This window comes from Kluyvera georgiana ATCC 51603 (assembly GCF_001654985.1).
Lineage (GTDB): Bacteria > Pseudomonadota > Gammaproteobacteria > Enterobacterales > Enterobacteriaceae > Kluyvera > Kluyvera georgiana.
Window position 1 is genome coordinate 19,960 of record NZ_LXEU01000049.1, and the last position, 14,646, is coordinate 34,605.

Genomic DNA, 14,646 nt, shown 5'->3' on the forward strand with positions numbered 1-14,646 from the left:
TCTTATTCGCCGCCGTACAGCTTAATGCTCAGAATGTTAGTAATCGAACGCCCATTCCAGTGATATTCCAGATGTTCGGCTTGCAGCACTTTGGTCACCAGACAGGGGCGATACAGCACGTAGCAGGTGTGCCCGGTATGACGCACCGAACAATAAACGATGCCATCGCTGTTTTGCATTTTCTGCGCCTGTGCAAAGGCTTTCGACTGGCTGTAGTCCGTCGCGTGATATAGCGCTGAAGAGATGAAGGGTTCCTGCGTGATGTCGGCCAGGTTGGCATCAAACTCGGTAAAAAGCACCCGCATTTGAACCTTCTGCGCGGGCTCATCGGTATAGCCAAAAATGCGCTCCTGATGATACACCGTCTCCTTGATGGCCGTATCCAGCTGCGGAGCGCAATAGTAACCGCCAAAGTCGCCGGTGGTAAATCGCGCCCCTTCAGGGTTAATATGCGTAAACGCGGCCATCACGTAGCTGCTGCCATTCAGCCCGACGAGCCAATCGGCTTTCGGGACTCGCATCAGTTCACCGGCAGATTCCATTAAACGCTCATTCGTCAACGCTTCAACGGCCCAAACCGCTTCCAGCTCATCGCTACTGGCCACATCTTCAAACAGATCGATGGTGGGATAGCGACTGGGTATAATGCGATATGCCGTCGCACCTTTTAACGCCACGCGTGGCGGAGTTTCCGCGATCACGCCATTCCCCCTCGCCATGACTGAAGCCGCGTCGCGACCTCATAGAGATCGGCGACCCTTCCGCCATTCATGACGTCCATTGCCGAGCGCCCGGCAAAAAACGGATGCGAATTCGGCTTACGCACCCAACCATAAATACTGTCATCAGCGGTGAACAGCAAACGCAGGCATTTATGGATATTGAGGATGTAGCTCATCCGTTCCTGAATATCCAGACTTAAACGAATGCCGCCCTTCGACTCTTTGTATTTGTTCAATGTTGAACGTGAACTAATACCCAGAAGCCGAAGCTGTTCATCTGTGTTGCACTGCCATTTTTCCAGGATACGGAACACAACCGGCAGCGCTTTGCTGGTATCAACGTTACCGTTTACATGGCTTTCTTGTACTGTAGCCATATGTCCTCCCAAGCGTCATTTCGCGACACGCCAAATACCGGCGCGTACATTTAATCACAATTGTAGCCTAACTGTTCAACAATGTACATTGTCGGATAAAAAGTCACAAGGGTCTACCCGGGAATTAAACCGGGTCCGGAATCTTAGCCAGGCTACGCCAGATCCCGGCAGCCAGCAGCAGAAGCAGTACGCCGGCGGTCGCCAGCACGATGCTATGCAAATTGATAAACGCTATTTTTGCTGCCTCCATCAGGCTTTGTGCCGGAACAGCGGGCATCGACTGCGCCAGCTTGATCGCTTCACTAATGGAGGAGGCAGCCTGCTCTGCAGCCGCGTCGCCCATCCCCGCGGGCAGCACGATTGACGAGGTATAGCTGCGGGTCAGGATCACGCCAAACAGCGCAATGCCCAACCCCGCGCCCAGCTCGTAGGCCATCGTTTCAATGGCGCCTGCCGCTGCCGCTTTCTCTTTGGGGGCCGCCGCCATAATCGCCGCACTGGAAGCGAGCAGCGCGCTGGCAACGCTAAAGCCGAGCAGCGTCATCAGCCCCCGTGCCAGCCACGGGTGGGTGCTGAAATCGGTTATCGACAGGCCAAGGAAACTCAGCGCGCTTAATAGCATTCCGCCGGTCGCCACCTCACGCAGCCCAAGCTTTGACACCAGCATGCCGGCAATCGGGCCGCTGAAACCGCTCGCCACCATCAGCGGCAGCATAAACAGCCCGGCTTCGAATGGCGTTTTACCGTGCACAAACTGCAGCTCCTGCGCCATCAGCAGTTCAAAGCCCACCAGGGTAATCAGCGCCGTCATGGCCATCATCACCCCGCTTAAAATAATACGATGGGTAAAGAGACGCATGTCCACCATTGGACGCGTAGCCGAGAGCTGTTTACGCACAAACCAGTACAGCATACCGGCACCGGCAAGCGCGACCATCGATACCAGCCACAGTGCAAGCTGCCCTTTCAGCGCCGACTTGGCACTAAACACCAGCATCAGAATGGCGGCAATCAATACCAGCGCCTGGAGCAGATTAAGCGGCTGTTCCCGTCGCGCCGGCTGACGCGGAACCACTCTGGCATTAATGGCAATAACCACCAGCACAATCGGCACGTTGATCAGGAATACCGATCCCCAATAGAAGTGTTCCAGCAGCATCCCGCCCACCAGCGGGCCAAACGCCGCGCCGCCGGAGCCCACGGCCGCCCACAGCCCCAGCGCCATATTACGGTGACGCGCTTGCGCGAAGGTGGTGCGGATCCCGGCAAGCGTTGCCGGGACAATCATCGCCGCGCCGATGGCCAGCAGCGCGCGGGAAGCGATCAGCGTCAGCGCGGTCGGCGAAAACGCCGCCGCCAGCGATGCCAGGCCGAAGATCCCGCTACCCAGCAGCAGCAGGCGCTTAAAGCCAATCTTGTCGCCGAGCGCGCCCATCGGCAGCACCATTCCGGCCATCACCAGTGAATAGATATCAATGATCCACAGCAGCTCATTGCCGCTGGTGCCCAGCTCGACGCTCAGCGTCGGCGCGGCCACGTGCAGCACGGTGGCATCAATCGCCACCGGGATATAGACCATCAAAATAGCCATGAGCGTTAACCATTGGCGTGACATTTTTTTTTGTTCCTCAAATCATTATTTATTGTTGGACGCACGTCCAGAAACGAGATCCTGCCGGATTGTTGAACGCATGTCCAATTTTTTGTTATTCTGGGATAAACCCTACTCAAACGAAGAAAAATGAATTATTTAACCCGAGAAGAACGGCGGGAAGATATCCTCAAAACCGCTATGAAAGTCGCGCTGAGCGGCGGCTTTAGCGCCATGACCGTTCGTCATATCGCCAGCGTCGCCGGGGTCTCCAGCGGCCAGGTGCACCACCACTTCACCTCGATTGGCGAACTGAAATCCCTCGCCTTTGTCCGGCTGATTCGTGAAATGCTCGATATGCCGTTGGTGGCCGATGACGCCAGCTGGCACGACCGTCTCTTTTCGATGCTCGGCAGCGACGATGGTCGTCTTGAACCTTACGTACGTCTGTGGCGGGAAGCACAACTGCTGACAGACAGCGACAGTGATATTAAAGGCGCCTACTTGCTGACAATGGATATGTGGCATAAGGAAACCGTTTCACTGATTTTGCAGGGCACAGAAGCAAACGAATTCAGACCAATAGATAGCGCGGAAAATATTGCCTGGCGATTAATTGCACTGGTGTGTGGACTGGATGGAATTTATGCGCTAGGGATGACGGAAATAAGCGACGAAATCTTTGCTCGTTATATACAACATTATATTACGTTAGAACTTCAGCCCACATAATTTACATTTAGTAACAATTAACAACGTTTTATTCACAGCGCGTTTTCTTACAACGCGCTTTTTTTATCTATTCTTCAACGATAAAGAGATAAAACGGCCAGACGATAATAATCCTCTTTCTACCTACTTCGCTGTTTTTCCTTTATTTCTTATTAATGACGCGTCTCTCGAGGGTATTATGTCAAGCAATGAGAAAGATAATCATTACCTTTTAAAAGAGTGGAAACCTGAAACCCCGGCCTTCTGGGAAAACAAAGGAAAATCAATCGCAAGAAGAAACCTGTGGATTTCCGTGGCCTGCTTATTGCTCGCTTTCTGCGTCTGGATGTTATTTAGCGCAGTGGCGGTCAATCTCAATAAAGTCGGTTTTAATTTTACAACTGACCAACTCTTTTTATTAACCGCACTGCCTTCTCTCTCTGGTGCTATTTTGCGCGTGCCCTACTCCTTTATGGTACCTATATTTGGAGGCCGCTATTGGACGGTATTAAGCACGGTTATTCTTGTTATTCCGTGCATTTGGTTAGGTATCGCCATTCAGGACACCGCTACTCCGTTCTGGGTATTTATCATCATCGCTCTGCTGTGCGGTTTTGCTGGCGCTAACTTTGCCTCGAGCATGGGTAACATCAGTTTCTTCTTCCCCAAAGCCAAACAGGGCAGCGCGCTGGGGGTCAACGGAGGTCTTGGCAACCTTGGCGTTAGCGTGATGCAGATGGTTGCCCCGGCGGTCATTTTTCTGCCCATGTTTGCGTTTATCGGCATTCACGGCGTCACGCAGGAAGACGGTTCGACGCTGGCGCTCAGCAACGCCGCGTTAATCTGGGTGCCGCTCCTCGTGATTGCCACGCTCGCCGCCTGGTTTGGTATGAACGATATTGCCAGTTCCAAAGCCTCGGTGCGCGAACAGCTGCCGGTGCTCAAACGTCCACATATGTGGCTGCTGAGCCTGCTTTATCTCGCCACCTTCGGCTCGTTTATCGGTTTCTCGGCAGGGTTTGCCATGCTGGCAAAAACCCAGTTCCCCGACGTTAACATCCTCAAACTCGCCTTCTTCGGGCCGTTTATCGGCGCGCTGGCGCGTTCGTTTGGCGGGGTGATCTCCGACCGACTCGGCGGCGTCAAGGTCACGCTGGTGAACTTCATTCTGATGGCGCTGTTCTCCGGCCTGCTGTTCCTGACCTTACCGGGCAGCGGTTCCGGCAGCTTCCTTGCCTTCTACGTGGTGTTTATGGGGCTGTTCCTCACCGCCGGTCTGGGCAGCGGTTCAACTTTCCAGATGATCGCCGTCATCTTCCGTCAAATCACCATCGACAGCGTGAAAAAGCGCGGCGGCACCGACGAGCAGGCCCAGCATGAAGCGGTGACCGACACCGCCGCCGCCCTGGGGTTTATCTCCGCCATTGGCGCGATCGGCGGCTTTTTCATTCCAAAAGCGTTCGGCACCTCGCTTGCCATGACCGGTTCGCCGGTTGGCGCCATGAAGGTGTTCTTTGTCTTTTACGTCGTCTGCGTACTGGTGACCTGGTTGGTCTATGGCCGCCGCAAACCGACGTCCAAATAAACATAAAAATGTGAGCAGTGTAACCACGGGGGCGCAATCCCCCGTCAGGAGAAAATGTCATGAGCAAACTACTGGATCGCTTTCGCTACTTTAAGCAGAAAGGCGAGACTTTTGCCAATGGTCACGGACAGGTCTATGACAATAACCGTGATTGGGAGGATAGCTACCGTCAGCGCTGGCAGTTCGACAAAATCGTCCGCTCGACGCACGGTGTGAACTGTACAGGCTCATGCAGCTGGAAGATTTATGTCAAAAACGGCCTGGTGACCTGGGAAACCCAGCAAACCGACTACCCGCGAACCCGCCCCGACATGCCCAACCATGAACCTCGCGGCTGCCCCCGTGGCGCAAGCTACTCCTGGTATCTCTACAGCGCTAACCGCCTGAAATATCCGCTGGCCCGCAAGAAGCTGATTGAACTGTGGCGCGAGGCGCTGGCGCAGCAAACCGATCCTGTGCTGGCCTGGGACAGCATTATGCAGAGCCCGGAGAAGACCCGCCGCTACAAAGAAGCACGCGGTAAAGGTGGATTCGTCCGTTCATCGTGGAAAGAGCTGAACCAACTGATCGCCGCCGCTAACGTCTGGACTATCAAAAACTACGGCCCCGACCGCGTGGCGGGCTTCTCGCCTATTCCGGCGATGTCGATGGTCTCTTATGCCGCGGGGACTCGCTACCTGTCGCTGATCGGCGGAACCTGCCTGAGCTTCTACGACTGGTACTGCGACCTGCCGCCGGCCTCGCCGATGACCTGGGGCGAGCAGACCGACGTGCCAGAGTCTGCCGACTGGTACAACTCCAGCTATATCATCGCCTGGGGCTCTAACGTCCCACAAACCCGTACCCCGGACGCCCACTTCTTCACCGAAGTTCGCTACAAGGGAACCAAGACCATCGCCATTACCCCCGACTTCTCGGAAGTCGCCAAACTCAGCGACCAGTGGCTGGCACCCAAGCAGGGTACCGACAGCGCGCTGGCGATGGCGATGGGTCACGTGATCCTCAAAGCATTCCACCTCGATAATCCGAGCGATTACTTTATCAACTACTGCCGCCGCTATACCGACATGCCGATGCTGGTGATGCTCGATAGCCGCGAGGATGGTTCGTACGTCGCGGGCCGAATGCTGCGCGCCGCCGACCTGGTTGATGGCCTCGGTGAAAGCAATAACCCGGAGTGGAAAACCGTTGCCTACAACAGCGATGGCGAACTGGTGGTGCCAAACGGTTCTATCGGCTTCCGCTGGGGGGAAAAAGGCAAATGGAACCTGGAATCACAGGCATCCGGTAAAGAGACCGAGCTGACGCTTTCTCTGCTCGATAGTCGCGACACGGTGGCGGGCGTGGCCTTCCCCTACTTTGGCGGCAACGAAAACCCGCACTTCCGCAGCGTGAAACAGGATCCCATCCTGGTGCGCAAGTTGCCGGCAAAAGAACTCACCCTCGCCGACGGCAGCCGTCGTCTGGTGGTCAGTATTTATGACCTGACGCTGGCTAACTACGGGCTCGATCGTGGCCTGGACGACAATCTGGCGGCAAAAAGCGTTGACGACGTGAAAGCCTATACCCCAGCCTGGGCCGAACAGATCACCGGCGTATCGCGGCAGAACATCGAAAAAATCGCCCTCGAATTCGCCGATACGGCGCATAAAACGCATGGCCGTTCGATGATTATTCTCGGTGCCGGGGTGAACCACTGGTATCACATGGACATGAACTACCGCGGCATGATCAACATGCTGGTGTTCTGCGGCTGCATTGGCAAAAGCGGCGGCGGCTGGGCACACTACGTCGGGCAGGAGAAACTGCGACCGCAAACCGGCTGGTTGCCGCTGGCCTTCGCGCTGGACTGGAACCGTCCACCGCGCCAGATGAACAGCACGTCGTACTTCTACAATCACGCCAGCCAGTGGCGCTACGAGAAGCTGACCGCCAAAGAGCTGCTCTCCCCGCTGGCCGATCCGACGAAATACACCGGCCATCTGATCGACTTTAACGTGCGCGCCGAACGCATGGGCTGGCTTCCGTCCGCTCCGCAGCTCAACCTCAACCCGCTGTCGCTGAAAGCGAAAGCCGACGCTGCCGGGATGACGCCGCAGGACTATACCGTACAAGGGTTGAAATCCGGTGAGATCCGCATGGCCTGCGAGCAGCCGGACAGCGGGAAGAACCACCCGCGTAATATGTTTATCTGGCGCTCGAACCTGCTGGGCTCCTCCGGTAAAGGTCATGAATATATGCTGAAGTATCTGCTGGGAGCAGATAGCGGTATTCAGAGTGAGGAATTTGGCTCCTCAGAAGACGTGAAACCGGAAGAAGTGGAATGGCAGACCGCCGCGATTGAAGGCAAGCTCGATCTGCTGGTGACCCTCGATTTCCGCATGTCCAGCACCTGTTTGTTCTCCGATATCGTCCTGCCAACCGCTACCTGGTACGAAAAAGACGATATGAACACCTCGGATATGCATCCGTTTATTCACCCGCTTTCTGCCGCCGTCGACCCGGCGTGGGAATCGAAAAGCGACTGGGATATCTACAAAGGCATCGCCAAATCGTTCTCTGAAATCTGCCAGGGCCATCTGGGCACGGAAACTGATGTGGTGCTGCAACCCCTACAGCACGACTCCCCCGCCGAGCTGGCGCAGCCGTTCGCGATTCAGGACTGGCGCAAAGGCGAATGCGATCTCATTCCGGGTAAGACCGCGCCAAATATTATCGCCGTGGAGCGCGATTATCCGGCCACCTACGAACGCTTTACCTCGCTTGGCCCGTTGATGGACAAACTGGGCAACGGCGGCAAAGGCATCGGCTGGAAAACGCAACCCGAAGTCGACTTCCTCGGCAAGCTTAACTATGTCAAGCAGCAGGGTCCAGCGAAAGGTCGCCCCTGTATCGAGACGGCGATTGATGCTTCAGAGGTGATCCTCGCCCTCGCCCCGGAAACTAACGGGCAGGTCGCGGTGAAGGCCTGGCAGGCGCTGAGTGAATTTACCGGCCGCGACCACACCCATCTGGCGACCAACAAAGAAGACGAAAAAATTCGCTTCCGCGATATTCAGGCGCAACCGCGCAAGATTATCTCCAGCCCCACCTGGTCTGGTCTGGAAGACGAGCACGTCTCTTACAATGCGGGCTATACCAACGTTCACGAACTGATCCCATGGCGCACCGTCTCCGGGCGGCAGTCGCTGTATCAGGATCACCCGTGGATGCGCGACTTCGGTGAAAGCCTGGTGGCCTATCGACCGCCTATTGACACCCGCAGCGTGAGTCAGATGAACGCTATCCCGCCGAATGGTTTCCCGGAAAAAGCGCTCAACTTCCTGACGCCGCACCAGAAATGGGGCATTCACTCCACCTACAGCGAAAACCTGCTGATGCTGACGCTCTCGCGCGGCGGGCCAATCGTCTGGCTGAGCGAAACCGATGCCAAAGAGCTGGGGATCGCCGACAACGACTGGATTGAGGCATTTAACGCCAACGGCGCGCTCACCGCCCGCGCGGTGGTCAGCCAGCGCGTGCCGCCGGGCATGACCATGATGTACCACGCCCAGGAGCGCCTGATGAATATTCCCGGCTCGGAAGTGACCGGGCGGCGCGGCGGGATCCACAACTCGGTGACCCGTATTTGCCCGAAACCCACCCATATGATCGGCGGTTATGCGCAGCTGGCCTGGGGCTTTAACTACTACGGAACGGTCGGTTCGAACCGTGATGAGTTCATTATGATCCGCAAAATGAAAAACATTAATTGGCTGGATGATGAAGGCAACGATCAGGTACAGGAGGCGGCAAAATGAAGATTCGCTCACAGGTTGGGATGGTGTTAAACCTCGATAAATGCATTGGCTGCCACACCTGCTCAGTGACCTGTAAGAACGTCTGGAGCAGCCGCGAAGGCATGGAGTATGCGTGGTTCAACAACGTCGAAACCAAGCCTGGCATCGGTTTCCCGAAGGACTGGGAAAACCAGGAAAAATGGCAAGGCGGCTGGGTACGCGGCATCAGCGGTAAACTGACGCCGCGCATGGGCGGACGCGTCGGCGTGCTGGCAAAAATCTTCGCTAACCCGCTGATCCCGGGCATCGACGACTATTATGAGCCGTTCACCTACGATTATCAGCATCTGCATAACGCGCCGGAAGGCAAAAACCTGCCGACCGCCCGCCCACGATCGCTGATCAGCGGCCAGCGGATGAACAAAATTGAGTGGGGCCCGAACTGGGAAGAGCTGCTCGGCGGTGAATTCGAAAAACGCGCCCACGACCACAACTTCCAGGAAATGCAAAAGGAGATGTACGGTCAGTTCGAAAATACCTTCATGATGTACCTGCCGCGCCTGTGCGAACACTGTCTCAACCCAAGCTGTGTCGCCACCTGCCCGAGCGGCGCTATCTACAAGCGTGAAGAAGACGGCATCGTGCTGATTGACCAGGACAAGTGCCGCGGCTGGCGCATGTGCATCAGCGGTTGCCCGTACAAAAAAATCTACTTCAACTGGAAAAGCGGCAAATCAGAAAAATGCATCTTCTGTTATCCGCGTATTGAGTCCGGCCAGCCGACCGTGTGCTCGGAAACCTGCGTCGGCCGTATCCGCTACCTCGGCGTGCTGTTGTACGACGCAGACCGCATTGAAGAAGCGGCCAGCACCGAGAAAGAAACCGATCTTTACGAGCGCCAGTGCGACGTGTTCCTCGACCCGAATGACCCGGCCGTCATTGAGGAAGCCCTGAAACAGGGGATCACGCAAAACACGATTGATGCCGCCCAGCGTTCGCCGGTCTACAAAATGGCGATGGACTGGAAGCTGGCGCTGCCGCTGCATCCGGAGTATCGCACGCTGCCGATGGTCTGGTACGTCCCGCCGCTGTCACCGATTCAGTCGGTCGCCGATGCGGGCGGCCTGCCGAAAACCGATAGCGTCCTGCCGGCGGTGGAAAGCCTGCGCATTCCGGTGCAGTACCTGGCGAATATGCTCAGCGCGGGCGATACCGGCCCGGTGCTGCGCGCCCTGAAACGCATGATGGCGATGCGCCACTATAAGCGTTCGCAGACCGTAGAAGGCGTGACCGACACCCGCGCCATTGAGGAAGTGGGTCTGAGCGAGGAACAGGTCGAAGAGATGTATCGCTACCTGGCGATCGCCAACTACGAAGATCGCTTCGTGATCCCCACCAGCCACCGTGAAATGGCGGAAGACGCCTTCCCGGAACGCAACGGCTGTGGCTTCACCTTCGGCGACGGCTGCCACGGGTCAGACACCAAGTTCAACCTGTTTAACAGCCACCGTATCGACGCCATTAACATCGGGGAGAAAGACTAATGCGGATCCTGAAAATCATCGGGCTGCTGCTGGAGTACCCCGATGAACTCAGTTGGGACAACAAGGATGAACTGTTTGCGTTAATCGACAGTGACGCTCCGGAGCTGCGCCCGTTCCTTGAGCAGCACCTGACGGCCTCATTACTCGATAAGCAGGCCGAATGGTGTGAGATTTTTGAGCGCGGGCGGGCGACATCGCTGCTGCTGTTCGAACATGTTCACGCCGAATCGCGTGACCGCGGCCAGGCGATGGTTGAGCTGATGGCGCAGTATGAACAGGTAGGTCTACAGCTCAACTGCCGCGAGCTGCCTGACTATCTGCCGCTCTATCTGGAGTACCTCAGCATTCTGTCGCAGGCTCAGGCACAGGAAGGCTTGCAAAACGTGGCGCCGATTCTGGCGCTGATTGGCGGTCGGCTAAAACAACGCCAGGCGCCGTGGTATCAGCTGTTCGATACCCTGCTGGCGCTAGCCAATACCTCACTATCAAGTGACAGTGTCACTAAACAGGTGGCAAGCGAAGCGCGAGACGATACCCGCCAGGCGCTGGATGCGGTCTGGGAAGAAGAACAGGTGAAGTTTATCGAAGATAACGCCACCGCCTGCGACAGTTCTCCGCTGCAGAGCTATCAACGACGCTTTAGCCAGGACGTGGCGCCACAGTATGTGGACGTCCGTATGGGAGGCCCGAAATGATACAGTACCTTAACGTCTTTTTTTACGACATCTACCCTTACCTCTGCGGCACGGTGTTCCTGCTGGGCAGTTGGCTGCGCTACGACTATGGTCAGTACACCTGGCGCGCCTCCTCCAGCCAGATGCTCGACAAACGCGGAATGGTGATTTGGTCAAACCTGTTCCATGTCGGCATCCTCGGCATCTTCTTCGGCCACTTCTTCGGCATGCTGACCCCACACTGGGTGTATGAATCCTGGCTGCCGCTGTCGCAAAAACAGCTGATGGCGATGATTCTCGGCGGTGCCTGCGGGGTGATGACGCTGGTCGGCGGCGCTGGCTTGCTGATTCGTCGCCTGTTCAACCCGCGCATTCGCGCCACCTCGTCGACCGCGGATATTCTGATCCTCAGTATTCTGTTGATCCAGTGCTGCCTTGGCCTGACCACCATTCCGTTCTCCGCACAGCATCCGGACGGCAGCGAAATGCTGAAGCTGGTCGACTGGGCGCAGGCAGTGGTTACCTTCCACGGCGGCGCGTCGGCGCACCTGGATGGCGTAGCCTGGGTCTACCGAGTCCACCTGGTGCTGGGCATGACCATCTTCCTGCTGTTCCCGTTCACCCGCCTGGTGCACGTCTGGAGCGCGCCGGTGGAATATCTGACCCGTCGTTATCAGGTGGTGCGTTCACGCCGATAGCCTTTTCGAACCCTGTAACCCGGCCGAACATCGCGACGCCGGGTTTTTTATGCCACAAATAAAATATTAAACCTATTCTCAACCACTCTATCTTTCACCGCCACAATGCGTAATAACGCGCTATATTACGTCCGTTGAATTTACCACCGTGCCTGACGGCACGCGGGAAATATAAATTCACTCAGCATCGTAATTAATAATCTTGTTATGGCGAGGCTCCTGAATAAACATAAGTTATCGCCCTGGTGGTATCGAGAGAGACCATCACAGGGAAATACAGGCATCCATCGAATCAAGGTGTTGCCAAGATAACTTCTGACGGCTCAAGACCGTACAGATACGTTGTTCAGTGCTAAAACCGGGACGTAGGGATTTTTCTCAGCTTTTCCTGTTTTGTTCGCCCTATATAGAATTTCTATAGGGAACATTTTGATGTCTTATATTCATGCCACTGCGCCGCTCTACCCAACCGTCCCTGTAACGGGCGATATTATTGCAAGCTACATGTCGAAAACGTTTATTTCGCTGCCGGAACCACTCAGCGTAAAAGAAGCGCGCGAGATGTTCCTGCGACAATTAAATGACGACCATTTCCCCTGCGCCGTATTCGTGGTTTCCGGCGACAACCTGCGTGGAATATTATCGACACGCACGCTGCTCCAGGCATCCGATGATAATCAGCCGGTCGCGCAGTTGATGACCACCACTCTATTCCACGTCGGCCCGGACGATACCCGCGACGTGGCGGCGGAACTTATCGAAAAGCACCGTCTGACCCTGCTGCCGGTGATTAAAAACGGCAAACTTATCGGCTGTCTGAATGAAAAAGAGATCGACCAGCTGTTAGCGGATGAAATCACCGAAGACGCGCAGCTTCAGGGGGCGACGTTGCCGCTGGAAAAACCCTATCTGGAGATAAGCCCGGTTACGCTGTGGAAAAAACGCGCCGTCTGGCTGCTGCTGCTGTTTATCGCCGAGGCTTACACCAGCACCGTGATCCAGCACTTCGAAGAGGCGCTGGAATCCGCCATCGCGCTGGCGTTCTTTATCCCACTGCTGATTGGCACCGGAGGCAACAGCGGCACGCAGATAACGTCCACTCTGGTGCGCGCGATGGCGCTTGGCGAAGTGGGGCTTCGGGATCTGGGGCGGATCCTGCGTAAAGAGATGTCGACGGCGATGCTGGTCGCCATCACCCTCGGCGCGGCAGGCTGCCTGCGGGCGTGGATAATGGGCATTGGCCCGGAAATCACCTTTATTGTCAGCCTGACGCTGGTGTGCGTCACCCTCTGGAGCGCCGTGGTTTCCTCGGTGATCCCGCTGGTCATCAAACGCGTCGGCATTGACCCGGCGGTGGTCTCCGCGCCGTTTATCGCGACGCTGATTGACGGCACCGGGCTGATTATCTACTTCAAAATCGCCCAGCACTTCTTAGGGTTAAACTAATCTGTTGAGATCGTAAACGCCTGCAGCTCTATTCGTTATCTTTCCGGGACTGTAGGCCGGATAAGGCAATGCCGCCATCCGGCAATATGCGGCGGGTTGCCTGATGGCGCTACGCTTATCATGCCTACAAGATTTAAATTGCCCGCCTACAGTGCAGCCATAATTTTGTGAACAATGACTTCCGGTGAGCCCATTGCGAAAATCTGGATATCGCCCAGCGCCATATAGTCGGGAAATCGCTGGCGGAATTTGGCCTCTTCTTTATCCCGAACGAGCCCAAATCCGCGTTTAAGCTGACGCGTAACGATGCAGCCACACGCGACATCGGCATCCTTTGATGGCATAAGCAGAATCGAACGCCCACATTCCCGCACGCGCTGGCGGTTGCGTTCGACAATATCCGGACGAATATCGGTGGCAAGAAATCCGGAAGATAGCGCAAAAACCACATTCTGCTGGCTCCGCTCAAGCAACAGCGCGTCAAACAACGCAGCGTTTTGCTCAAGATAGGCTTCATAGCCGTCAGATTTAAGGTACTCACGGATGTTCGCGACGCGCTCACAAAATTGCGCATCGAGATCGACAAACGCATACCCCAAACGAACGGCCAGTTTTTCCCCGACGGTACTTTTTCCTGCACCGCCCGGACCAATCAGAAAAAGATGCATTATTTTATTTCCTCATAAATAAAATCGAACAACGCAGGGAGTATCGCTATTCAAACACAAACGTATCACCGGTCGCCGGGGAGATAACCTCCGGCAGCCACAGCTTGCCCCACGCCCCGGTACAATGGCAGCCCATGACTATATCGGGCTTCAATTGATGCAGAAACTGCCTGGCCTGCCAGAGCGTGCGCGGTGAAGCACAGCGCAGATGAAAGCCGCCGATAATCGCATGAACCTTCTCGATTCCAGTAATCTGCTGGCAGTGCCGCACGATGTTGATAATCCCACGGTGCCCGCAGCCGGTAATAATCACCAGCCCGCGTTCAGAGAGATAAATCAGTACGCCCTCATCGATCACGAAATCCGTTCGATCGCCGGTCACCCCGTAGGCCTTCGGGCTATCGACGGCAATCTCACCTGACCAGATAAAACGCTCGCTAATCTGCAACGGCGTGCGGGTGTATTCCATACGATGACGCGTGTAATCAATCTCCCGCGACAGCTTTTTCAGCTTGTGACTGCGCCCCGCAACGTTCACCGCGGCAAAGCGCTCGTGCCCAATTGTCGGGTGGCAGATAATTCGACTGTTTTCGGGCAGCCAGGGAACGCCGCCGCAGTGATCGTAGTGACCGTGCGAAAGCACCGTCGCCGTGAGGTTATCAAGAGAAACGCCCATTAGAGCAGCATTGTGATAGAAACTGTCATCCGGGCCGGTATCAAACAGAATTGAGGTGGTCTTATCCTTCAGCAATAGGCTTAGACCGGCTCGGTTACGTAGCCGATCGTCAGCGCCGCTGGCGAGATGATTTTCCAGTAAAACACGAAGCGTTAATGTCATGATTATTCATCCC

The 14,646-nt window shown here is 55.8% G+C and carries 12 protein-coding genes and 1 riboswitch; of the genes, 7 read left to right on the forward strand and 5 right to left on the reverse strand.

From position 1 onward, the window contains the following. Positions 1–2: 2 nt before the first annotated feature. From M989_RS11875 to M989_RS11885, 3 genes are all read right to left on the reverse strand, one after another. Positions 3–701 carry an RES family NAD+ phosphorylase gene (locus tag M989_RS11875; protein WP_209438766.1) on the reverse strand — a complete coding sequence of 233 codons (699 nt, stop codon included), beginning with the start codon at positions 699–701 and terminating at the stop codon, positions 3–5. After that, a complete protein-coding gene (locus M989_RS11880) occupies positions 698–1,099 on the reverse strand; it encodes an antitoxin Xre-like helix-turn-helix domain-containing protein (RefSeq protein WP_064545512.1) in 402 nt (133 codons plus the stop codon). Before M989_RS11880 ends, M989_RS11875 begins: the two co-directional genes overlap by 4 nt. Positions 1,100–1,223: 124 nt before the next feature. Then, complete coding sequence (locus M989_RS11885) at positions 1,224–2,714, reverse strand: MFS transporter (protein WP_064545514.1); 1,491 nt, start codon at positions 2,712–2,714, stop codon at positions 1,224–1,226. A gap of 126 nt (positions 2,715–2,840) precedes the next feature. On the opposite strand from M989_RS11885, the gene M989_RS11890 reads away from it, so the two are divergent. The 7 genes from M989_RS11890 to M989_RS11920 all read left to right on the forward strand — a co-directional run bounded on the left by M989_RS11890 (position 2,841) and on the right by M989_RS11920 (position 13,127). After that, on the forward strand, positions 2,841–3,422 hold the full coding sequence (locus M989_RS11890; RefSeq protein ID WP_064545516.1) for a TetR family transcriptional regulator: 582 nt from the start codon (positions 2,841–2,843) through the stop codon (positions 3,420–3,422). Positions 3,423–3,600: 178 nt separating this feature from the next. After that, positions 3,601–4,986, forward strand: coding sequence for a NarK family nitrate/nitrite MFS transporter (locus M989_RS11895; RefSeq protein WP_064545518.1), 1,386 nt, complete (start codon positions 3,601–3,603; stop codon positions 4,984–4,986). Between the two features lie 59 nt (positions 4,987–5,045). Then, positions 5,046–8,786, forward strand: coding sequence for a nitrate reductase subunit alpha (locus tag M989_RS11900; RefSeq protein WP_064545520.1), 3,741 nt, complete (start codon positions 5,046–5,048; stop codon positions 8,784–8,786). Continuing rightward, positions 8,783–10,309, forward strand: coding sequence for a nitrate reductase subunit beta (gene narH / locus M989_RS11905; protein ID WP_064545522.1), 1,527 nt, complete (start codon positions 8,783–8,785; stop codon positions 10,307–10,309). The genes M989_RS11900 and narH overlap by 4 nt, the downstream gene beginning before the upstream one ends. After that, a complete protein-coding gene (gene narW / locus M989_RS11910; RefSeq protein ID WP_064545524.1) occupies positions 10,309–11,004 on the forward strand; it encodes a nitrate reductase molybdenum cofactor assembly chaperone in 696 nt (231 codons plus the stop codon). Before narH ends, narW begins: the two co-directional genes overlap by 1 nt. After that, positions 11,001–11,681, forward strand: a complete 681-nt coding sequence (narI, locus tag M989_RS11915) for a respiratory nitrate reductase subunit gamma (protein ID WP_064545526.1) — start codon at positions 11,001–11,003, stop codon at positions 11,679–11,681. The genes narW and narI overlap by 4 nt, the downstream gene beginning before the upstream one ends. Positions 11,682–11,875: 194 nt before the next feature. Beyond that, positions 11,876–12,059, forward strand: a riboswitch (M-box (ykoK) riboswitch). A gap of 54 nt (positions 12,060–12,113) precedes the next feature. Further along, positions 12,114–13,127 (forward strand): magnesium transporter, encoded by a 1,014-nt coding sequence (locus M989_RS11920; RefSeq protein WP_064545528.1) that lies wholly within the window; start codon positions 12,114–12,116, stop codon positions 13,125–13,127. 146 nt (positions 13,128–13,273) lie between these two features. Here M989_RS11920 and M989_RS11925 read toward each other — a convergent pair whose 3' ends face one another. After that, positions 13,274–13,795, reverse strand: a complete 522-nt coding sequence (locus M989_RS11925; RefSeq protein ID WP_064545529.1) for a shikimate kinase — start codon at positions 13,793–13,795, stop codon at positions 13,274–13,276. A gap of 46 nt (positions 13,796–13,841) precedes the next feature. Next, positions 13,842–14,633 carry an MBL fold metallo-hydrolase gene (locus M989_RS11930; protein ID WP_064545531.1) on the reverse strand — a complete coding sequence of 264 codons (792 nt, stop codon included), beginning with the start codon at positions 14,631–14,633 and terminating at the stop codon, positions 13,842–13,844. Positions 14,634–14,646 lie beyond the last annotated feature (13 nt).